This window comes from Phenylobacterium sp. (assembly GCF_030693625.1).
Classification (GTDB): Bacteria; Pseudomonadota; Alphaproteobacteria; order Caulobacterales; family Caulobacteraceae; genus Phenylobacterium; species Phenylobacterium ferrooxidans.
Genome location: NZ_JAUYAF010000031.1, coordinates 21,793 through 40,179 on the forward strand (window position 1 = coordinate 21,793; position 18,387 = coordinate 40,179).

The window sequence follows — 18,387 nt, forward strand, 5'->3', positions numbered from 1 at the left end:
GCCCCCCCAGAGTCGGCGCGCTCTTTTCGTTGGTCTCGCGGCTTGGGGCTTACAGGGACTCGACGGGAACCCGACCTGGGCGCACGCTTTCTTGCAGCATGCCGTAAACGGGGTTTCGATCGGTCTATGAGCGTATTGAAACCTGGAGACACGGTCTGGCGAACAGGCCGCGCCAACCGCGCCGCCTTTCTGATCGACACGGAAGCCTATTACACCGCTGTCTATGAGGCCCTGCGCAAGGCCAAGCGCTCGGTGCTGTTGCTCGGCTGGGGGTTTGATCCCCGCACCCGGCTGTTTCCCGATGGGCAGGAGACGGCCGACGACCCCGACGAGGCCGGCCGTATCCTGGTGGAACTGGCGCGCGCGCGCCCCGAACTGGATATCCGCCTGCTGATCTGGAAGTCGGCCCTGCCCATCGCGGCCAGCCAGGAATTCTTCCCTCACAAGGCGCGCAAGTGGTTTGAGAAGACCGGCGTCAAGTTCCGCCTGGACGACGCGGTCCCCATGGGCGCCTGCCATCACCAGAAGCTGCTGGTGGTGGACGACAAGCTGGCGATCTGCGCCAGCGGTGACATCTGCGTCGACCGCTGGGACACGCCCGGGCATCGGGACCATGAGCCCCGCCGCATCATGCCCGACCAGGAGTGCCATGCGCCTCGCCACGAGGTCATGCTGATGGTGGACGGCCCGGTGGCCAAGGACCTGGGAGACCTGGCCCGGGAACGCTGGCGCCGCGCCACCAAGGAGGTGGTGGCGCCGCCGCCGGAGCTGGAGGGCGATCCGTGGCCGGCTCACGTGCCAGCTCATCTGCTGGACATGGACGTCGGCATCGCCCGCACCATGCCGGCCTGGCGCCATGAGCCCCAGGTGGAGGAGATCCGCCGGCTGACCCACGCCTCGATCCTGGCGGCCAGGGACGTCATCTACCTGGAGAACCAGTACTTCACCTCGCCCCTGATCGCCGAGGCCCTGGCCACTCGCCTGGCGGAGCCCAATGGGCCGGAGATCGTGCTGATCTCGACAGGGGCGAGCCCCAGCTGGTTCGACCAGCTGACCATGGACCGGGCGCGGTCGAACATGCTGTGGCGCCTGCGGTCAGCCGACATCTTCGGCCGCTTCCGCGCCTTCTATCCGATCACGCCGGGCGGCACGAAGATCATCGTCCACTCCAAGAGCACCATCATCGACGACAAGATCGCCCGTGTTGGCTCGGCCAACCTGAACAACCGGTCCGGCGGCTTCGACACCGAACTGGAACTGGCCATCGAGGCGACCACGGAGCGGGCGCAACTGAACATCGCGGCCTTCCGGGACCGGTCAATCGGGCACTTCCTGGGCTATACCGGCGACGCGGTGGCCAAGGCCCGGCAGGAACGAGGCGGCCTGATCGCCGGGATCGACGCCCTCAACCGCGAGGGACGGCTGTCGCCGGTGCTGGCGATGAAGATGACCGCCTTCGGCGAATTCGTGGCGGCCTATCACCTGGGTGACCCGGTGAACGTCAGCGATTCGTGGCGACCGGGCCGCCGCCGCGACCGCCTCTATGCCGAGGCGCGGGCGCTGGGCGAGGGCGGCATGTTTGAGTCGCGCAACTGGCGCGCGCCGGTCAAGAAACCTCGAAATCCATGACCAGCGGCAGGTGGTCCGATGCCGCCCGCGTGAGGGGGTTGAAGGGCGCCGAAAGGTCCGTCACCCGAATCTCCTCACTGACGAACACGTGGTCGATGCGGAGCACCGGTAGGGCCGATGGGAAGGTGGAGGTCGGCTTCTTCTGCGGCGCGAGGCGGCGAGCCCCCTGCAGCCGGCCAATCAGGCTGCGATAGACGACCGAGGTCGGACTGGCGTTGAAATCGCCCAGCAGGATCGTCGGGCCCTGGCACTTGGGATGGCCAAGCCAGGCGGGCCCGGCCAGGCAGGCGGCCTGGATCTGTTGCTCCCTGGGGACCAGACCCAGGTGGGTGTTGATGATCTGCACGCTCTTGCCGTCGATCTCCACGGCGATCCACAGGGCGCCCCGCGGCTCCAGTTGGGGGATTCGGCCGTAGCCGGGGAGGGGCCCGACCTGCACCATCTGTTCGGGGTAGGCGGTCAGGATGGCGTCGCCGTAGAGTTCCTCCTCCACCATCATGGCGGGGTGGAAGTGGACCGCCATCTTCAGGCGTTGGGCGATCTCGTGAGCCTGATCGACGTTGCCGGTTCGGATCCGCCCGACATCCAGCTCCTGCAGCGCCACGATGTCTGGCTCGAGGCTGGCGATGACGTCGGCGATGCGGCCCACATCCAGGCGGCGGTCGGTGCCGACGCACCGGTGGACATTGTAGGTGATGATACGCGGCATGGGGCCCGTGTGATGCGCGCCCGGGCCGTCGGACGCAAGATGGGGAACGACTGGTGTGCGGCGAAGGTTCGCTTCATGTGAGGCGAAATCAGGAGAGCATGTAGATGATCTGGATCGCCGCGGCCGCGGCCGCCACCAGCGTCATGGCCGGCCAGGGGCTGGCGACCGTCCAGTGCCGGGTGGCGGCGGGCCAGAGCTTGCGCGACTGCGTGGTGCTGTCGGAGACGCCTCAGGGCGCCAATGTCGGCGCCTTTGCCTTGAAGCTCGCCAAGGGGTTCCATCCCCCGCCGGGTGACCGGCGCATCCGAGACGGCAAGATCGTCATCAGGATGAAGTTCAAGCTGCCTTGACGGACGCCCCCCACGGCCGGGAGATTGCGATCATGCAAACGACCGCCGACTTCATTCGTGGCCTGCCCAAGGCCGAGCTCCACCTGCACATCGAGGGCAGTCTTGAGCCCGAGCAGATGTTCGAGTTCGCCCGGCGCAACAAGGTCGACCTGCCATTCAAGACGGTCGAGGCGGTGAGGGAGGCCTACGCCTTTTCCAACCTTCAGGACTTCCTGGACATCTACTATCAGGGCGCGGGCGTGCTGCAGACCGATGAGGACTTCCGCGACCTGGCGATGGCCTATTTCCGGCGGGTGGCGGCGGACGGGACGGTTCACGCCGAGATCTTCTTCGATCCCCAGACCCACACCGATCGGGGAATTCCCTTCGCTGTGGCCGCCGACGGCCTGCTGGCCGGCATGGCTCAGGCGGAGCGGGAGTTGGGGGTCACCTCCAAGCTGATCCTCAGCTACCTGCGGCACCTCTCCGAAGAGGACGCCTTTAAGACCCTGCGAGAGGCCGAGCCCTATCTGGACCGCATGGTGGGGGTCGGGCTGGATTCCTCGGAGCTGGGCCATCCGCCGAGCAAGTTCGCCAAGGTGTTCAAGGCGTCGCGCGAACGCGGCCTGAAACTGTCAGCCCACGCCGGCGAAGAGGGGCCGCCGGAATATGTCTGGGAGGCGCTGGACGGTCTGGCGGTCGACCGTATCGACCACGGCAACCGCGCCCTGGAGGACCCGGTCCTGGTCAAGCGGCTGGTGGCGCAAGGCATGACCTTGACCGTCTGTCCGCTGTCGAACCTGAAGCTCTGCGTGGTGGACGACCTGAAGAACCACCCGTTGAAGCGGATGCTGGACCTGGGGCTGAAGGCCACCATCAACTCCGACGACCCGGCCTATTTCGGTGGCTATATCGGCGAGAACTGGACCGCGACCACAGAGGCGCTGGGGCTCTCTCGCGACGAGCTGGCGACGCTCGCCCGCAACAGCTTCACGGGGTCGTTCCTTGCGCCTGCCGACATCGCGTCCAGGGTGGCGCAGGTGGACGCCTATCTCGCCAAGGCCTGACCCCGCCTAACGGGATTTTGTTGACGCTGACGTTAACGTCATCTTCCCAAGGCGAGGGCGTTTGCCTATGGTCCGACCGCACGCAATACGCTGTAAGCGGAAGCGCCAGGGAGCCTTGTCATGAACCTCGATTTCTCGCCCGAAGATAACGCCTTCCGCGAAGAGGCCCGCGCCTTCCTCGCCCAAAGTTACCCCAAGGAGCTGCGCGAAAAGCAGGCCCGGGGCGAGACGCTCGGCAAGGAGGATTATCTCTCCTGGCACCGCATCCTGGCCAAGAAGGGCTGGGCCGCGCCGTCCTGGCCCAAGGAGTGGGGCGGGACCGACTGGACCCCCACCCAGAAGTACATCTGGTCGGAGGAGCAGGCCCGCGCCGATACGCTCGGCATCCTGCCCTTCGGCGTCGCGATGCTGGCGCCGGTGATCTACACCTTCGGCACCGAGGAGCAGAAGGCCAAGTTCCTGCCCGACATCCGGGACGGCAAGATCTGGTGGTGTCAGGGCTATTCCGAGCCGGGCGCCGGCTCTGACCTCGCTTCCCTGAAGACCCGCGCCGAGCGCGTGACCGGGGACGACGGCAAGGAATACTACATCGTCAACGGCCAGAAGACGTGGACGACGCTGGGCCAGCACGCCGACTGGGGCTTCTTCCTGGTCCGTACCGACCCCGACTCCAAGCCGCAGGCCGGCATCAGCTTCCTGCTGATCGACATGAAGACGCCCGGCATCACCGTGCGCCCGATCATCACCCTGGAGGGCGGCCACGAGGTCAACGACGTCTTCCTCGACAATGTGAAGGTGCCGGTGGAGAACCGCGTCTTCCACGAGAACCAGGGCTGGACCTGCGCCAAGGCGCTGCTGGCCCACGAACGCTCCGGCATCGCCGGGGTGGCGCGCTCCAAGCGCGGCCTGGAACGGGTCCGCGAGATGGCGTCGACCGAGCTGGCCGACGCCGGCGGCGCCCTGCTGGCCGACCCCTTCTTCAAGCGCAAGGTCGCCGAGCTGGAGATCGACCTGACGGCGCTGGAGTTCACCGAACTGCGCACCCTGGCCGGCGAAAGCAGCGGCAAGGGCCCGGGGACAGAGAGCTCGATCCTGAAGATCAAGGGCACCGAGATCCAGCAGCGCCTGCAGGAGCTGGCCCTGGAAGCCGCCGGCCACTACGGCGCGCCGTTCCTGGGCGAGGGCGGCCACAACTCCGGCGTCGGCCCCCTGCATTCGATCGACACCGCCGGCGACTACTTCAACGGCCGCAAGACCTCGATCTACGGCGGCTCCAACGAGATCCAGCGCAACATCATCGCCAAGATGGTGCTGGGGCTCTAGGGCGACCGACAGAACACGGACAGCCGCAAGGTAGGACACCCGCGGCTCAACCCCTCCCCGCAAGGGGGAGGGGCTATAGGAGGAACGACCTTGGATTTCAGCTTCACCGAAGAACAGTCGATGCTGCGCGACACGGTCGCCAGCTACCTGGCCGACAACTACAGCTTCGACCAGCGGCGCGCGGCGCTGAAGGCCGAGCCGGGCTGGCGGCCGCAGGTCTGGAAGGCCTTCGCCGACGAACTGGGCATCCTAGGCGCCGCGTTCAGCGAAGAGCAGGGCGGCCTGGGCGGCGGCACGACCGACAACATGGTCATCATGGAAGAACTGGGTAAGGCCCTGGTGGTCGAGCCCTACCTGCCCACCGTGGTGATCGGCGGCGGCTTCCTGAAGCACGGCAAGCCGGCCGGGGCCGATGAGCTGATCGGCAAGATCATCGCCGGTGAGGCCATCATCGCCTTCGCCTACGCCGAACCGCAGGGGCGCTACACCTGGAGCGACCTGAAGACCACAGCCAAGAAAGACGGCGCGGGCTATGTGCTGAACGGCCACAAGGCGGTCGTCATCGGCGCGCCCTACGCCACCCACCTGATCGTGACGGCCCGCACCGGCGGCGGCCAGCGCGAGACCCAGGGCGTGTCGGTGTTCATCGTGCCCAAGGACGCCAAGGGCGTGACGACGCGCGACTATCCCACCGTCGACGGCTTCCGCGCCTCGGAGGTCTACTTCGAGAATGTCGCCGTGGGCGCCGAGGCCATGATCGGCCCCGAGGGCCAGGCCCTGCCGCTGGTGGAAAAGGTGATGGACGAGGCCGTGGCCGCCACCTGCGCCGAGGCCTGCGGCGTGCTGCGCCAGCTTCACGAAGGCACCGTCGAATATGCGCGCCAGCGCAAGCAGTTCGGCCAGCCGATCTCCAGCTTCCAGGTGCTGCAGCACCGGATGGTGGACATGTTCATCCAGCTAGAGCAGTCGATCTCCATGACCTACATGGCCGATATCATGCTGGCCGGAAGCGATCTGGAGCGGGCCAAGGGGGCCTCGGCGGCCAAGGTGCAGATCGGCAAGGCCTGCAAGTTCGTCGGCCAGAACGCCATCCAGATCCACGGCGGCATGGGCATGACCGACGAGATGGCCATCGGCCACTACTTCAAGCGCGCCACCATGATCGAGGCGGCCTTCGGCTCCACTGACCATCACCTCGCCCGCTACGAGATCCTGTCCCTGGGCAAGGTGGCCTAGAACCTGGGCCCTCTCCCCGTCGGAGAGAGGGCGTCGAGGCGCGCGGGAAATTCATGCCGTGTACGGATGAATTTCGCGTCACTCCCCCTGGGGGTGATTCAAGCTGAATCCGCGGTCTTTCCGGTGTGTCCCATGTGCGACACGCCGTCCCGATCGCGTGGCGGATAAGTTCATCATATTCAACAAAATCAAGAGCTTGGCAATTGTTCTGTGAGCGGAAATAGTCCGTAGACAGATGTTTTTCTTGCAAATTCTCGGTGACGGGCGGACCCTTATCGCCCGACGCGCTGACGACTAGGAGGGTGCAAACCCCTGGAAGCCGCTTCGCGTCTCTTTCTGGCTCGACCAGCTGGTCAAGGAGACGCCAAATGACCGTTACCAAGATGGACCACGCCCTGTTGTCCTTCGCATTCCTGGGCAACCTGTCCGCCCCGGCGAAACGCAACTACGGCCGGCCGCCGCCGGAACCCAAGAGCCGCAACGCCAAGTCCAAGGCCTAGCTTGCGCAGCCCCGTCCGCTTGGCCAAGCTTGGTTCGGACGGGGAGGGACGCCGTGGGCAAGGGCGCTCAGGTTCGCGCGAGGTTCGCTGAGGGGGAGGACGTCGGCCGCCTGCAGTACGAAGCGCCGCGCCTGCTGTTCCGGGGCGCCGCGCGCCGGGTGTTCGAGGGGGATGACCTGCGGGGCGTCCGCGCCGAAGCCGGCGACCTGGTCCTGGCCGACGGCTCGCGGTTTACGCTGGGCGAAAGGGCCGCGGCGAACTGGGCCGACGCCATCCTCAATCCCCGGAGCCGACTGGACAAGCTGGGGGTGAGACCCGGCATGAGGGTCGCCGTGGTCAATGTGGCCGACGAGGCCCTGGCCGCCGAGCTGGCCGCGCGCGATGCGGCGCCGGTCACCGATCTCGCAGACCTGGATCTGCTGTTCTACGCCGCCGGCAGTCTGGCGGACCTGGACCGCATCCCCGCCCTGATCCCGGCGCTCGCCGAGAAGGGCGCGCTATGGATCGTCTCACCCAAGGGCAAGGCCGCCGCGCTCAAGGATGTCGAGGTGATGGCCGCGGCCAGGGCGCACGGCCTCGTGGACAGCAAGGTGGTCGGCGTCTCCGACGCGCTCACCGCCCTGCGGTTCACCCGGCGACGGAGCTAGCGGTTCCCAGCGTCACGAAACCGCTCTAAGCCCGGCTCATGTCATTCCGGGACTTCGCCCTTCTCGCCTTCGTCTGCGTCGTGTGGGCGGCCAACAACATCGTTTCGAAATTCGTGGTCACCCACCTGGGCGTGCCGCCGATGTTCTATGCTGGTGTGCGGTTCGCCATCGTGCTGCTCGCCGTCCTGCCATGGCTGCTGCCGATGCCGCGTCCGCGCTGGCGCATGCTGGTGGTGGGCACTCTGATGGGGGCGGGCACCTTCGCGCTGGTGTTCATCGGCCTGAAGACCTCCAGCCCGTCGGCCGTGGCCATCGTCAGCCAGGTGGGGGTGCCGATCACCACCCTGCTGTCCTTCCTGATCCTGGGGGAGCGGCTGACCGGCCGCCGGGTCATCGGCATGCTGCTGACCCTGACGGGCGTGCTGGCGGTGATGTGGGACCCGCATGGGTTCAAGATCTCCACCGGCCTGCTGTTCATCGTCGCGGCCTCGTTCCTGGGCGGGCTGGGGGCGGTGATGATGAAGCAGATGGAAGGGGTCAAACCCCTGCGGCTGCAGGCCTGGGTGGGGCTGTCCTCCCTGGTCCCCATGGTCGTCCTGTCGGCCTGGCTGGAGCCGGGGCAGGTGGAGGCGGGCGTCGCCGCCGGTTGGCCCTTCGTGGCCGCGGCCCTGTTCTCGGGCCTGGTGGTCTCGGTCCTGGCCCACACCCTCTATTACAGCCTGATCCAGAAGTATGAGGCCAATCTCATCTCGCCCCTGACCCTCATGACGCCGCTGGCCACCATCGCCATGGGTGTGGTCTTCACCCAGGATGTCTTCGACCTGCGCATGGCCTTCGGTACGGCGGTCGCCCTGGCCGGCGTCCTGGTCATCGCCCTGCGACCCAGCCAGGCCCTGGCTTTGCTGGTGGCCTTGCGCAATCGCTCGCAATAACCTTGAGCACATGACCCCGATCCCCGCGCCTTCGCCGAACTTCGACGTCCGCAAGACCCCGCCGGACATGATCGTCCTGCACTATACCGGCATGCAGACCGGCGAGGCCGCCCTGGCCCGCCTGCGCGATCCGGAGGCCAAGGTCTCGTCCCACTATGTGGTGGAGGAGGACGGACGGGTCTTCACCCTGGTGGCCGAGGAACGCCGCGCCTGGCACGCCGGTGTCTCGTCCTGGAAGGGCGAGCGCGACATCAACGGCCGCTCGGTGGGCGTCGAGATCGTCAATCCCGGCCACGAGTTCGGCTATCGCCCGTTCCCGGAGGCGCAGATCGCCGCGGTGATCGAGTTGGTGGCGGAGATCCGCACCCGCTGGACCATCGAGGACGGCGCCATCGTCGGCCATTCCGACGTCGCCCCCAGCCGCAAGCAGGACCCCGGCGAGCTCTTTCCCTGGAAACGGCTGGCGGAGGCCGGTCACGGGCTCTGGGCCGAACCCGCCGCTGCGCCGGGCCAGCCGATCAGCGAAGGCGAGACCGGCGCCGCGGTCTTCGCCCTGCAGGCCGGTTTCACCCGGCTGGGCTATGACTGCGCGCCGTCCGGAACCTTTGACGCCCACACCACCGCCGTGGTCACCGCCTTCCAGCGGCATTGGCGGCCGGAAAGGGTGGACGGGATTGCGGACGGGGAGACCCGCGCGCGGCTGATCGGCCTTCTGCGGTTGGGCGCGGCCTGATGCATCCCGCCTTGCCTTTCCGGGTGAGCGACGAGGCTGTGCTGCTGGATCACCTCGCCGGGTTCCCGTTCTCGACCATCGCCGCGTCCGTCGATGGCCGGGCCGTGGTCGCCCATGCGCCGGTGATCGCGCGGCGGATGGCGGAGGGCCTCGTGCTCGACTTCCACCTGTCGCGGGGCAACGCCCTGAGCCCGGCCCTGGCCGAAGGATTTCACGCGGTGGCCGTGAGCTTGGCCACCGAGGCCTATGTCAGTCCCGACTGGTACGAGAACCGCGACAGCGTGCCGACCTGGAACTACGTCTCGGTGGAGGTGGAGGGACCGGTCACGGCCCTGGACGAGGCCGGCCTCGTCGCGCTGCTGGACGACCTCTCGGCCCTGGAGGAGGCGCGCCTCCTGCCCAAGAAGCCCTGGACGCGGAACAAGATGAGCCCCGGCAAGTTTGAGGGCATGCTGAAAGGCATCGTCGGCGCGCGAATGACGGTCATGCGGCTGCAGGGTGTCACCAAGCTGTCGCAGAACAAGTCTGAGGCCGACCGCGATGGCGTCATGACGGCCCTGGGCGATCACCCCATCGCGCGGCGTATGCGCGACCTGGGATGAGTCTGGAGCTCGCCAGTTGCGTCCTGGAAGTCGGTGAATACACGCTGGCCCCCCTGCAACGCGACGACGCCGATGGGCTCTTTGAGTTGTTCCGTGACCCTTTGGTGGCGGAATACATGGACATAGCTCCGCTTGAGAGCGTCGCCGAGGCCCATGAGATCATCGACTGGGGCACGGAACTGGCGGCCGGCGATGGCGGGGTGCGCTGGACCATTCGGCGGGCCGGCGCGCCCGACCTGATCGGCACGGTGGGCTTCAACAACCTGATCTTCGACCGGGCCCGCCGCGGGGAGGTGGCCTACGACCTGCGCCGCGCGGAATGGGGCCGGGGCGTGATGAGCCAGATCCTGCCGCACGTGCTGTCGTTCGGCTTCAATGACCTCTCCCTGCGGCGCATCGAGGCCATGGTCACGCTCGGCAATGCCCGGTCCTGCGCCCTCCTGGAACGACACCGGTTTTCCCTGGAAGGCACCCTGCGTGACCACGCCCACTGGAAGGGGCGCTATTGGGACCAACTGGTCTACGGCCGCCTGGCCGATTGACGGGGCCCGCGTCCCGGCCCATCAAGCGCGCGGACCAGATGGCTGGGCGGTCGCGCCTGTTTGCGCAGGCGAGGAAAGTCCGGGCTCCACGACGACATGGCGGTGGGTAACGCCCACCGGGGGTGACCCTAGGGATAGCGCCACAGAGAGCAGACCGCCGGCGTTTCGGCGCCGGTAAGGGTGAAAGGGTGCGGTAAGAGCGCACCGCGGACCCAGCAATGGGGACGGCATGGCAAGCCCCGCCAGGAGCAAGACCGAATAGGGGTGTCGCGCCGGTTCGCCGGTAGGGCTGTCGTAGGCCCGAGACACCCGGGTAGGTCGCGAGAACCGTCCAGCGATGGGCGGTCCAGAGGAATGATCGCCAATGCCCGTTCGCGGGCGGCACAGAACCCGGCTTACAGGCCGTCTGGTCCATCATTCCTCTTGAGGCGACCCGTAGAGCAAGGGCGACAGCACAGCCGTTGCGCGTGACTCTAGTTGTCCACAACCTATGCGACGTTCTGCCGCTATATTTAACAAGTTCTCTGTATGTTCTGTGGAGTGTTTGCGCGCGTTAACCATAATCCTCTGCGACATCTTTGAATCCACGCCAAATAGTCATTCAGAGGCATTGTCGCCCAGTTTAGCCCGTGTTAACCCAGTTCTTGTCTGCTGACGGCTGCGCCCGTGCGATTTGCGGTGCTGCCAGGTGGAGCGAGGGGTCCGAGCGGGGACCGGTTAACTGGGGCGCGGCGGGATGTTCGTCTCGACGTTCGAGAAGCAGCTGGACGCAAAGCGGCGCATCGTTGTGCCGCAGGAATTCCGCGCTCTCGCCTCTGGTCCCTTCGACGGAATCATCTGCTTTCCCTCCATCGAGGCCGACTGCATCGAGGGTGGGGGAAAGACGCTGCTGGACCGCTACCTGGGCGTCATCGACGAGATGGATTTCGGCGACCCTCTGCGTTCGGCCCTGGAAACCTCGATCCTCGGCGGCATGGCGAAGATGAGCTTCGACACCGCTGGCCGCGTGACCCTGCCGGAAGGCCTCTGCGACATGTTCGGTCTGAGCGACTGGGTCGTGGTGGTCGGGCTCGGCGACCGGTTCCAGATCTGGGAGCGCGAGGCGTTCCAGGCCCACCGCGCCGCCCAGCGCGAGATCGCCCGTGAGGGCCTGGCCGCCCTGCGCGCCGCCCAGCGCACCGCCCGCGCCGGGGTCGGCGCATGAGCGCCCCTCACGTCCCCGTCCTGATGGCCGAGGTGATCGAGGCCCTGGCGCCCGGTCCCGGCCAGAAGATCGTCGATGGCACCTTCGGGGCCGGCGGCTATTCGCGCGCCCTGCTGGCCACCGGCGCGGAGGTCATCGCCTTCGACCGTGACCCCACCGCCCGCCGGTTCGCCGAGGGCCTGGGCGACAGGTTCCAGCTGATCGAGGCCTGCTTCTCCGAGATGGACGAGCGGCTGGGGGAGGGCTCCGTCGACGGCGTGGCCCTCGATCTCGGCGTCTCCTCCATGCAGCTGGACGAGGCCGACCGCGGCTTTTCCTTCATGCGTGATGGTCCGCTGGACATGCGCATGGGCGCGCAGGGCCCGACCGCCGCCGAGTTGATCAACACCGCCGAGCCCGCCGAACTGTCGCGGATCTTCTGGGTCTACGGCGAGGAGAAGAAGGCTCGCCGGATCGCCGGGGCCATCGCGCGGCGCCGCGAGGAGCAGCCCTTCGAGCGGACCCTGGAGTTCGCCGACTTCGTCGAGCGCGTCCTGGGCGGCCGCCGCGGCGCTAAGGTGCATCCCGCCACCCGCACCTTCCAGGGGCTGCGCATCGCGGTGAACGACGAGCTTTCCGAACTGGAGGCCGGACTGGTCTCGGCCGAGCGGGTGCTGAAGCCCGGCGGTCGGCTGGCGGTGGTGACCTTCCACTCCCTCGAGGACCGGATCGTGAAGTCCTTCTTCACGCCCCGCGCCGGACAGACGCCCGCCGGCTCGCGCCATCTGCCACCGGCCCAGGCCGGTGCGCCGCCGAGCTTCGAGCTGATCTTCAAGGGCGCCCACGCGCCCTCCGACGCCGAGACCGCCGCCAATCCCCGCGCCCGTTCGGCCAAGCTTCGCGCCGCAATCCGCACCGCGGCGCCGGTCTGGGAGGAGGCCGCATGAGCCTGCTCGATCGCCGCGTCCGGGGCTTCCGCCTCGTCGATGTCGTGGCCCTGGGGCTGCTGATCGCCCTGGTGATGTCGGTCTATCTCGCCAAGACCATCGCCGGCCGCGAGCGGACCGAGATCGCCCTGGTGGAGCGGCAGATCGCCGCCGAGCACGACCGCATCCGCCTGCTCAAGGCCGAGGTCAGCCACCTGGAACAGCCCAACCGGATCGAGCAGCTCTCCACCGGATATCTGGGCCTCGCGCCAATCGCGGCCGCCCGTGAGGTCACCCCCGACGCCCTGGCGCAGATCGCCCGCCGGGAACCCAAGTCTTGAGCCTCGCCCACCCCAACTTCGCCGCGCCCGGCTGGGGCTGGCTGAAGGCGCGGCTCTGGGGCCTGGAGCACGCCTTCGAGCGGGCGCGCGCGGCCGGCAAGGCCGAGGACGACACCCGCATCCGCATCTTCTTCGTGGCCGCCATGTTCGCCGCGAGCTTCGTGACCCTGGGCGTCGGTGCCACGCGCATGGCGCTGTTCTCCAGCGCGGGGCAGGGGAACGGCATGACCGCGCCGGTCGGGGCGGCCCGCGCGGACCTCACTGATCGCAACGGCGCCATGCTGGCCGCCGACCTGCTGCACTACGGTCTCTATGTGGACCCGCGCGAAATCTGGGACGCCAACGAGATCCGCGCCGCCCTGCGTCTGGCGATGCCCGGCCTGTCGCCCGCGCGGCTGGAGCGGGCCCTGCGCGGTGAACGCCGCAGCTTCCTGGTGGGCGGCCTGACCCCTGAGGTGCGAAACCGTATCCATCAGCTGGGCCTGCCGGGCGTCACCTTCGAGCCCGAGCAGCGCCGGGTCTATCCGCTGGGGTCCACCGCCGCTCACCTGATCGGTTTCGCCGATACTGGCGGGGAGGGGCTGTCCGGCGCGGAGCTGGCGCTCAATGACGAGATCCGGCGCGGCGCGGCGCAACGCGGCGCCACCGCGCTCTCCATCGACCTGCGGGTCCAGGCGGCCCTTGAGGACGAGCTCTACAAGACCGCCGTGGCGCACCAAGCCAAGGATGCCGTGGGCATCATCACCAATGTGCACACCGGCGAAATCCTCGGCATCGCCTCCTATCCGACCTTCGATCCCAACGCGGCGGGCAAGGCGACCCCCGAGCAGCTGATCAACCACGCCGCGGCGTCGGTCTATGAGATGGGCTCGACCTTCAAGGTCTTCACCGTGGCCATGGGGCTGGACTCAGGCGCGGCGACCCTGGCCTCGACCTTCGACGCCCGCCAGCCGGTGAAGATCGGCGGCCAGACGATCCACGACTACCACCCCGAGAACAAGATCATGTCGGTGGCCGACATCTTCGTCCACTCGTCGAACATCGGCACCACCAAGCTCGCCCTGCAGGCGGGCGCGCCCACCGTACAGAAGTATTTCAAGGCCTTCGGGCTGACGCGCGCGACGCCGGTGGAGCTTGCCGAAAGCGCCAGGCCGATCGTGCCGCGCCGCTGGAACGAGAACGACGTCGCCTCCACCTCCTTCGGCCACGCGATCTCGGTCTCCCCCCTGGCGGTGGCCGCCGGCATGGGAGCGATCCTCAACGGCGGCACCTATGTGCCCCTGACCATCAAGCCGATGAAGCCCGGCGCGCGGCCCGAGGGAACCCGCGCGGTCTCCGAGGAAACCTCTCGCGCCCTGCTGGACCTGATGCGGGTCAATGTGGTGCGCGGCACCGGCGGCAAGGCCAATGCGCCCGGTCTGCGGGTGGGCGGCAAGACCGGCTCGGCCAACAAGATCATCGGCGGACGCTACTCCAACAACATCCTGGTCTCCTCCTTCGCCGCGGTCTTCCCGGCTGACGGGCCGCTGGAGGCCGACCGCTATTTCGTGCTGATCCTGATGGACGAGCCCAAGGGCACGGCCGAGACCTACGGCTTCGCCACTGGCGGCTGGACCGCCGCGCCGCCGGCCGGCCGGGTGATCGACCGCGTCGCGCCCTTCCTCGGCGTCGCCCGCCGCCCCGACCTGGTGGCGGCGACCCCGGCCGACGCTGTCGTGCCCATCGAGAGCGAACACTGATGGGCGTGCGTCTCTCCCAACTGGTGGCGCGTGATCTGGCCGTCGATCCGGTGATCGAGGGCGTGACCGCAGACAGTCGCAAGGTGAAGCCGGGCTTCCTGTTCGCCGCCCTGCCGGGAAGTCAGGCCGATGGCTCGGCCTTCGTGCCCAGCGCTGTCGCCGCCGGCGCCGCCGCGGTGATCGCCACCGCGCAGGCGCCGGGGGTCGATGTCCCCTTCGTGGTGACGCCCGACCCGCGCCGCGCCTATGCGCTCGCCGCCGCCGCCTTCTGGAAGGTGCAGCCCGCCACCGTCGTCGCGGTGACCGGCACCAACGGCAAGACCTCGGTCGCCGCCTTCTGCCGCCAGATCTTCAACGCCTGCGGCCATCGCGCAGCCAGCATGGGGACCCTGGGGGTCTACGCCACCGGCCCCGACGGGTTCGAGGCGCAACTGACCCCCCCCGGCCTGACCACCCCCGACGCCGCCGATGTCGCCGAGCTGATGAGCAAGCTGGTGGAGATGGGCGTGACCCACCTGGCGCTGGAAGCCTCGTCCCATGGCGTCGACCAGCGGCGCCTGGACGGCGCGCGGATCCAGGCCGCCGGCTTCCTGAACCTGACCCAGGACCACCTCGACTATCACCTGACCATGGACGCCTACCGCGACGCCAAGCTGCGGCTGTTCACCGAGCTGCTGCCGCGCGGCGGGACCGCCGTGCTGAACGCCGACTCCGACGCCTATGACGCCTTCGCAGCCGCCGCCGTCACCAACGGCCAGAGCGTGATGTCGGTGGGGGAGGCGGGCCAGGGCCTGACCCTGGTGTCCCGAACCCCGACCCCGGAAGGCCAGCGCCTGACCATCCTGGCTCACGGCCAGACCTATGAGGTCAACCTGCCGCTGGTGGGCGGCTACCAGGCTTCCAACGCCCTGGTGGCGGCGGGCCTGTGCATCGCCGCCGGGGAGCCGGCGGCCGGCGTCATGAAGGCCCTGGAGACGCTCGAGGGCGCTCCGGGCCGGCTGCAACTGATCGGGACCGGTCCCAGGGGCGGCGTCGCCTATGTGGACTACGCCCATACGCCGGACGGCCTGGAGACGGTGCTGAAGGCCCTGCGGCCGCACGTCGAGGGCAAGCTGATCGTGGTGTTCGGGGCGGGCGGCGACCGCGACCGTACCAAGCGTCCGCTGATGGGCGGCATCGCGGCGAAACACGCCGACGTCGCCATCGTCACCGACGACAACCCGCGCAGCGAGGACCCGGCCGCCATCCGCGCCGAGGTCTCGGCGGGCACGACCGGCATGCAGGACATCGGCGGCCGCCGCGCGGCGATCCGCGCCGCCGTGGCGCTGATGGAGGCTGGCGACGTCCTGGTGGTGGCCGGCAAGGGCCACGAGGACTGGCAGATCGTCGCCGGAGTCGTGCATCACTTCGACGACGTGATCGAGACCGAGCAGGCCCTGCGGGGCGAGCCATGAGCCTCTGGACCGCAGACGAGATCGCCCAGGCGACAGGCGGCAAGGTGGTCGGCGATTTCGCCGCCCTTGGTGTCTCCATCGACACCCGCTCCATCGAGACCGGCGACCTGTTCGTGGCGCTCGCGGGCGTTCGCGATGGCCATGAGTTCGTGGCGCCCGCGCTCGCCAAGGGCGCCACCGGGTCCCTGGTCAGCCAGGCGGTGGACGGCCCTCACGTCCTGGTGGAAGACACCTTCAAGGCCTTGGAAAAACTGGGAGAAGCCGCCCGTGTTCGCGCGCCCCAGGTGCGTCGCGGGGCGGTCACCGGCTCGGTGGGCAAGACCAGCGTGACCCAGGCGGTCCGCGCCGGACTGATGCTGGCCGGCAAGGCCCATTCCTCGGTCAAGAGCTACAACAACCACATCGGTGTGCCGCTGACCCTGGCCCGCATGCCCCGCGACACCGAGCGCGCGGTCTTCGAGATCGGCATGAACCACGCCGATGAGATCACCCCGCTGTCGCGCTTCGTTCGTCCCCACGTGGTGGCGATCACCACGGTGGGCGCGGTCCATGTGGAGAACTTCCCCGACGGCGAGATCGGGGTGGCGCGCGCCAAGGCCGAGATCTTTGATGGTATCGAGCCCGACGGTGTCGCCATCCTCAACGCCGACAACGCCTGGTTCGATCTGCTGGCCGACGCGGCCCGCAAGGCCGGCGCCAAGGTGCTGAGCTTCGGGGCCGGCGAAGCCTGCGACGCCCGCCTGATCGACTTCCAGCCCCAGGCCGACCACGCCGTGGTCCAGGCGCGGATGCATGGCCAGGCGCTGGACTTCCCCATCCTGCAGAAGGGCTTCCACTGGGGCCCCAACAGCATGGCGGTCCTGTTGATGCTCGAGGCCCTGGACGTGTCGCTGAGCGACAGCCTGGCGGCCCTGGGGTCCTTCGAGCCCCTGGAGGGCCGGGGCGCCGAGAAGACGATCCACCTGGCGGGCGGGGCCTTCACCCTGATCGACGAAAGCTACAACGCCAATCCGATCTCCATGATCGCGGCGTTCAAGAGCCTGGGCGCGCGCAAGACCTTGGGGCGGCGGATCGTCGCGCTGACGGACATGCTGGAGCTTGGCGAGGCTGGGCCGCAATACCATGCAGGGTTGGCCGAAGCGCTGGCGCAGGCCGGTATCGACCAGGTCTTCTGCGCCGGACCTTTGATGAAATCCCTCTGGGACGCCCTTCCGCCGACTCGGCGAGGCGGGTACGCCGAGTCTGCGGCCGAGCTAGCGCCGCAGGTCACCCGGGCCGTAGAGCCTGGGGATCTGGTGATGGTCAAGGGTTCCAACGGCTCGAAAGCGGGCGCGGTGACAGCCGCCCTGGCCGCTCTCGATGTGCGTTCAGGGAAGGCGGGCTGATGCTCTACTGGCTTTACGAGCAGCTGTCGGCCACCGGGCATATTCCTGCCCTCAACCTGCTGAAATACCTCACCTTCCGCACCGGAATGGCGCTGTTCACGGCGCAGATCGTCGTCGTCCTGATGGGCTCGCGCTTCATCCGCTGGATGCAGGCCAAGCAGGGCAAGGGCCAGCCGATCCGCGCCGACGGCATCGCCCGCCATGTGGTGGAGAAGGCTGGCACGCCGACCATGGGCGGGGTGATGATCCTGGCCGGGCTGCTGGTGGGCACCCTGCTGTGGGCCGACCTGTCCAACGTCTATGTCTGGGCGGTCATCCTGGTCACCGTGGGCTACGGGATCCTGGGCTTCACCGACGACTACGCCAAGGTCACCAAGCAGACCACCGACGGGATCTCGGGCCGGGTGCGGCTGCTGCTGGAGACCTTGATCGCGCTCGCCGCCGTCGCCCTCATCGTCATCTATGGCGGCCGCCCGCCAGAATCGCCGGAACTGGCGACCTCGGTGGCCTTCCCGATCTTCAAGGGCCTGCTGCTGGACATGGGCTGGTTCTACCTGGCCTTCGGCGCCTTCATCATCGTCGGCGCGGCCAACGCCGTGAACTTCACCGACGGCCTCGACGGCCTGGCCACCGTGCCGGTGATGATCGCCGCCGCCGCCTTCGGCCTGATCACCTATCTCGTCGGCAACTACGTCTTCGCCAAGTACCTGCAGCTGCACTTCGTGCCCGGCGTGGGCGAGGTCGGCGTGTTCTGTGGGGCCATGATCGGGGCGGGCCTCGGCTTCCTCTGGTACAACGCGCCCCCGGCCAAGATCTTCATGGGCGACACCGGCTCCCTGGCGCTGGGCGGGGCCATCGGCACCGTGGCCGTGGCCACCAAGCATGAGATCGTGCTGGGCATCATCGGCGGTCTCTTCGTGCTGGAGACCCTGTCGGTGATGATCCAGGTGGCCTCCTTCAAGCTGACGGGCAAGCGGGTGTTCCGCATGGCCCCGATCCACCATCACTTCGAGAAGCTCGGCTGGTCGGAATCCACCGTGGTGATCCGCTTCTGGATCATCGCGGTGATGCTGGCCATCTTCGGCCTCGCCACCCTGAAGCTGCGGTAGG

The 18,387-nt window shown here is 68.1% G+C and carries 19 protein-coding genes and 1 other RNA gene; 19 read left to right on the forward strand and 1 reads right to left on the reverse strand.

Going from position 1 to position 18,387, the window contains the following annotated elements:
• Positions 1-126 precede the first annotated feature (126 nt).
• Positions 127-1,629, forward strand: coding sequence for a phospholipase D-like domain-containing protein (locus tag Q8N10_RS06835; protein WP_304777801.1), 1,503 nt, complete (start codon positions 127-129; stop codon positions 1,627-1,629).
• On the opposite strand, the gene Q8N10_RS06840 is transcribed toward Q8N10_RS06835, so the two are convergent.
• On the reverse strand, positions 1,607-2,338 hold the full coding sequence (locus Q8N10_RS06840) for an endonuclease/exonuclease/phosphatase family protein (protein ID WP_304777803.1): 732 nt from the start codon (positions 2,336-2,338) through the stop codon (positions 1,607-1,609). The genes Q8N10_RS06835 and Q8N10_RS06840 overlap by 23 nt on opposite strands.
• 104 nt (positions 2,339-2,442) lie before the next feature.
• On the opposite strand from Q8N10_RS06840, the gene Q8N10_RS06845 reads away from it, so the two are divergent.
• The 18 genes from Q8N10_RS06845 to mraY all read left to right on the forward strand — a co-directional run bounded on the left by Q8N10_RS06845 (position 2,443) and on the right by mraY (position 18,386).
• Complete coding sequence (locus tag Q8N10_RS06845) at positions 2,443-2,688, forward strand: hypothetical protein (RefSeq protein WP_304777805.1); 246 nt, start codon at positions 2,443-2,445, stop codon at positions 2,686-2,688.
• A 32-nt stretch (positions 2,689-2,720) separates the two neighbouring features.
• Positions 2,721-3,734 (forward strand): adenosine deaminase, encoded by a 1,014-nt coding sequence (locus tag Q8N10_RS06850; RefSeq protein ID WP_304777807.1) that lies wholly within the window; start codon positions 2,721-2,723, stop codon positions 3,732-3,734.
• 120 nt (positions 3,735-3,854) lie between these two features.
• Positions 3,855-5,057, forward strand: coding sequence for an acyl-CoA dehydrogenase family protein (locus Q8N10_RS06855; RefSeq protein WP_304777809.1), 1,203 nt, complete (start codon positions 3,855-3,857; stop codon positions 5,055-5,057).
• A 90-nt stretch (positions 5,058-5,147) separates the two neighbouring features.
• Positions 5,148-6,293 carry an acyl-CoA dehydrogenase family protein gene (locus Q8N10_RS06860; protein WP_304777811.1) on the forward strand — a complete coding sequence of 382 codons (1,146 nt, stop codon included), beginning with the start codon at positions 5,148-5,150 and terminating at the stop codon, positions 6,291-6,293.
• 368 nt (positions 6,294-6,661) lie between these two features.
• The gene (locus Q8N10_RS06865; RefSeq protein ID WP_304777814.1) at positions 6,662-6,793 is read left to right on the forward strand and encodes a hypothetical protein; all 132 of its coding nucleotides are present in this window, start codon (positions 6,662-6,664) and stop codon (positions 6,791-6,793) included.
• Between the two features lie 53 nt (positions 6,794-6,846).
• Positions 6,847-7,440, forward strand: coding sequence for a DUF3052 family protein (locus tag Q8N10_RS06870; RefSeq protein WP_304777816.1), 594 nt, complete (start codon positions 6,847-6,849; stop codon positions 7,438-7,440).
• Positions 7,441-7,478: 38 nt separating this feature from the next.
• Complete coding sequence (locus Q8N10_RS06875) at positions 7,479-8,372, forward strand: DMT family transporter (RefSeq protein WP_304777820.1); 894 nt, start codon at positions 7,479-7,481, stop codon at positions 8,370-8,372.
• A gap of 10 nt (positions 8,373-8,382) precedes the next feature.
• A complete protein-coding gene (locus Q8N10_RS06880; protein WP_304777822.1) occupies positions 8,383-9,105 on the forward strand; it encodes an N-acetylmuramoyl-L-alanine amidase in 723 nt (240 codons plus the stop codon).
• Positions 9,105-9,707, forward strand: a complete 603-nt coding sequence (locus Q8N10_RS06885) for an FMN-binding negative transcriptional regulator (protein WP_304777824.1) — start codon at positions 9,105-9,107, stop codon at positions 9,705-9,707. Before Q8N10_RS06880 ends, Q8N10_RS06885 begins: the two co-directional genes overlap by 1 nt.
• Entirely contained in the window at positions 9,704-10,249 is a 546-nt protein-coding gene (locus tag Q8N10_RS06890; protein ID WP_304777826.1) for a GNAT family N-acetyltransferase, read from the forward strand. Before Q8N10_RS06885 ends, Q8N10_RS06890 begins: the two co-directional genes overlap by 4 nt.
• 34 nt (positions 10,250-10,283) lie before the next feature.
• An RNA gene (gene rnpB, locus Q8N10_RS06895) (RNase P RNA component class A) lies at positions 10,284-10,663 on the forward strand.
• Between the two features lie 322 nt (positions 10,664-10,985).
• Positions 10,986-11,453, forward strand: coding sequence for a division/cell wall cluster transcriptional repressor MraZ (locus tag Q8N10_RS06900; RefSeq protein ID WP_304777828.1), 468 nt, complete (start codon positions 10,986-10,988; stop codon positions 11,451-11,453).
• Positions 11,450-12,379, forward strand: coding sequence for a 16S rRNA (cytosine(1402)-N(4))-methyltransferase RsmH (gene rsmH, locus Q8N10_RS06905; RefSeq protein WP_304777830.1), 930 nt, complete (start codon positions 11,450-11,452; stop codon positions 12,377-12,379). The genes Q8N10_RS06900 and rsmH overlap by 4 nt, the downstream gene beginning before the upstream one ends.
• Positions 12,376-12,699, forward strand: a complete 324-nt coding sequence (locus Q8N10_RS06910) for a cell division protein (protein ID WP_304777832.1) — start codon at positions 12,376-12,378, stop codon at positions 12,697-12,699. The genes rsmH and Q8N10_RS06910 overlap by 4 nt, the downstream gene beginning before the upstream one ends.
• Positions 12,696-14,438 carry a penicillin-binding protein 2 gene (locus Q8N10_RS06915; RefSeq protein WP_304777834.1) on the forward strand — a complete coding sequence of 581 codons (1,743 nt, stop codon included), beginning with the start codon at positions 12,696-12,698 and terminating at the stop codon, positions 14,436-14,438. Before Q8N10_RS06910 ends, Q8N10_RS06915 begins: the two co-directional genes overlap by 4 nt.
• Entirely contained in the window at positions 14,438-15,892 is a 1,455-nt protein-coding gene (locus Q8N10_RS06920) for a UDP-N-acetylmuramoyl-L-alanyl-D-glutamate--2,6-diaminopimelate ligase (RefSeq protein WP_304777835.1), read from the forward strand. The genes Q8N10_RS06915 and Q8N10_RS06920 overlap by 1 nt, the downstream gene beginning before the upstream one ends.
• Positions 15,889-17,277 (forward strand): UDP-N-acetylmuramoyl-tripeptide--D-alanyl-D-alanine ligase, encoded by a 1,389-nt coding sequence (gene murF / locus Q8N10_RS06925; protein WP_304777836.1) that lies wholly within the window; start codon positions 15,889-15,891, stop codon positions 17,275-17,277. Before Q8N10_RS06920 ends, murF begins: the two co-directional genes overlap by 4 nt.
• Positions 17,277-18,386 carry a phospho-N-acetylmuramoyl-pentapeptide-transferase gene (mraY, locus tag Q8N10_RS06930; RefSeq protein WP_304777837.1) on the forward strand — a complete coding sequence of 370 codons (1,110 nt, stop codon included), beginning with the start codon at positions 17,277-17,279 and terminating at the stop codon, positions 18,384-18,386. The genes murF and mraY overlap by 1 nt, the downstream gene beginning before the upstream one ends.
• Position 18,387: the final 1 nt, after the last annotated feature.

Excerpts from the sequence above, each read along its gene's own strand:
- murF (WP_304777836.1), top strand. The coding sequence starts at position 15,889 with ATGAGCCTCTGGACCGCAGACGAGATCGCCCAGGCGACAGGCGGCAAG.
- Q8N10_RS06835 (WP_304777801.1), top strand. The coding sequence starts at position 127 with ATGAGCGTATTGAAACCTGGAGACACGGTCTGGCGAACAGGCCGCGCC.
- Q8N10_RS06910 (WP_304777832.1), top strand. The coding sequence starts at position 12,376 with ATGAGCCTGCTCGATCGCCGCGTCCGGGGCTTCCGCCTCGTCGATGTC.
- Q8N10_RS06900 (WP_304777828.1), top strand. The coding sequence starts at position 10,986 with ATGTTCGTCTCGACGTTCGAGAAGCAGCTGGACGCAAAGCGGCGCATC.
- Q8N10_RS06920 (WP_304777835.1), top strand. The coding sequence starts at position 14,438 with ATGGGCGTGCGTCTCTCCCAACTGGTGGCGCGTGATCTGGCCGTCGAT.
- Q8N10_RS06865 (WP_304777814.1), top strand. The coding sequence starts at position 6,662 with ATGACCGTTACCAAGATGGACCACGCCCTGTTGTCCTTCGCATTCCTG.
- Q8N10_RS06880 (WP_304777822.1), top strand. The coding sequence starts at position 8,383 with ATGACCCCGATCCCCGCGCCTTCGCCGAACTTCGACGTCCGCAAGACC.
- Q8N10_RS06890 (WP_304777826.1), top strand. The coding sequence starts at position 9,704 with ATGAGTCTGGAGCTCGCCAGTTGCGTCCTGGAAGTCGGTGAATACACG.
- mraY (WP_304777837.1), top strand. The coding sequence starts at position 17,277 with ATGCTCTACTGGCTTTACGAGCAGCTGTCGGCCACCGGGCATATTCCT.
- Q8N10_RS06840 (WP_304777803.1), bottom strand. The coding sequence starts at position 2,338 with ATGCCGCGTATCATCACCTACAATGTCCACCGGTGCGTCGGCACCGAC.
- Q8N10_RS06845 (WP_304777805.1), top strand. The coding sequence starts at position 2,443 with ATGATCTGGATCGCCGCGGCCGCGGCCGCCACCAGCGTCATGGCCGGC.
- Q8N10_RS06875 (WP_304777820.1), top strand. The coding sequence starts at position 7,479 with ATGTCATTCCGGGACTTCGCCCTTCTCGCCTTCGTCTGCGTCGTGTGG.
- rsmH (WP_304777830.1), top strand. The coding sequence starts at position 11,450 with ATGAGCGCCCCTCACGTCCCCGTCCTGATGGCCGAGGTGATCGAGGCC.
- Q8N10_RS06885 (WP_304777824.1), top strand. The coding sequence starts at position 9,105 with ATGCATCCCGCCTTGCCTTTCCGGGTGAGCGACGAGGCTGTGCTGCTG.
- Q8N10_RS06850 (WP_304777807.1), top strand. The coding sequence starts at position 2,721 with ATGCAAACGACCGCCGACTTCATTCGTGGCCTGCCCAAGGCCGAGCTC.
- Q8N10_RS06855 (WP_304777809.1), top strand. The coding sequence starts at position 3,855 with ATGAACCTCGATTTCTCGCCCGAAGATAACGCCTTCCGCGAAGAGGCC.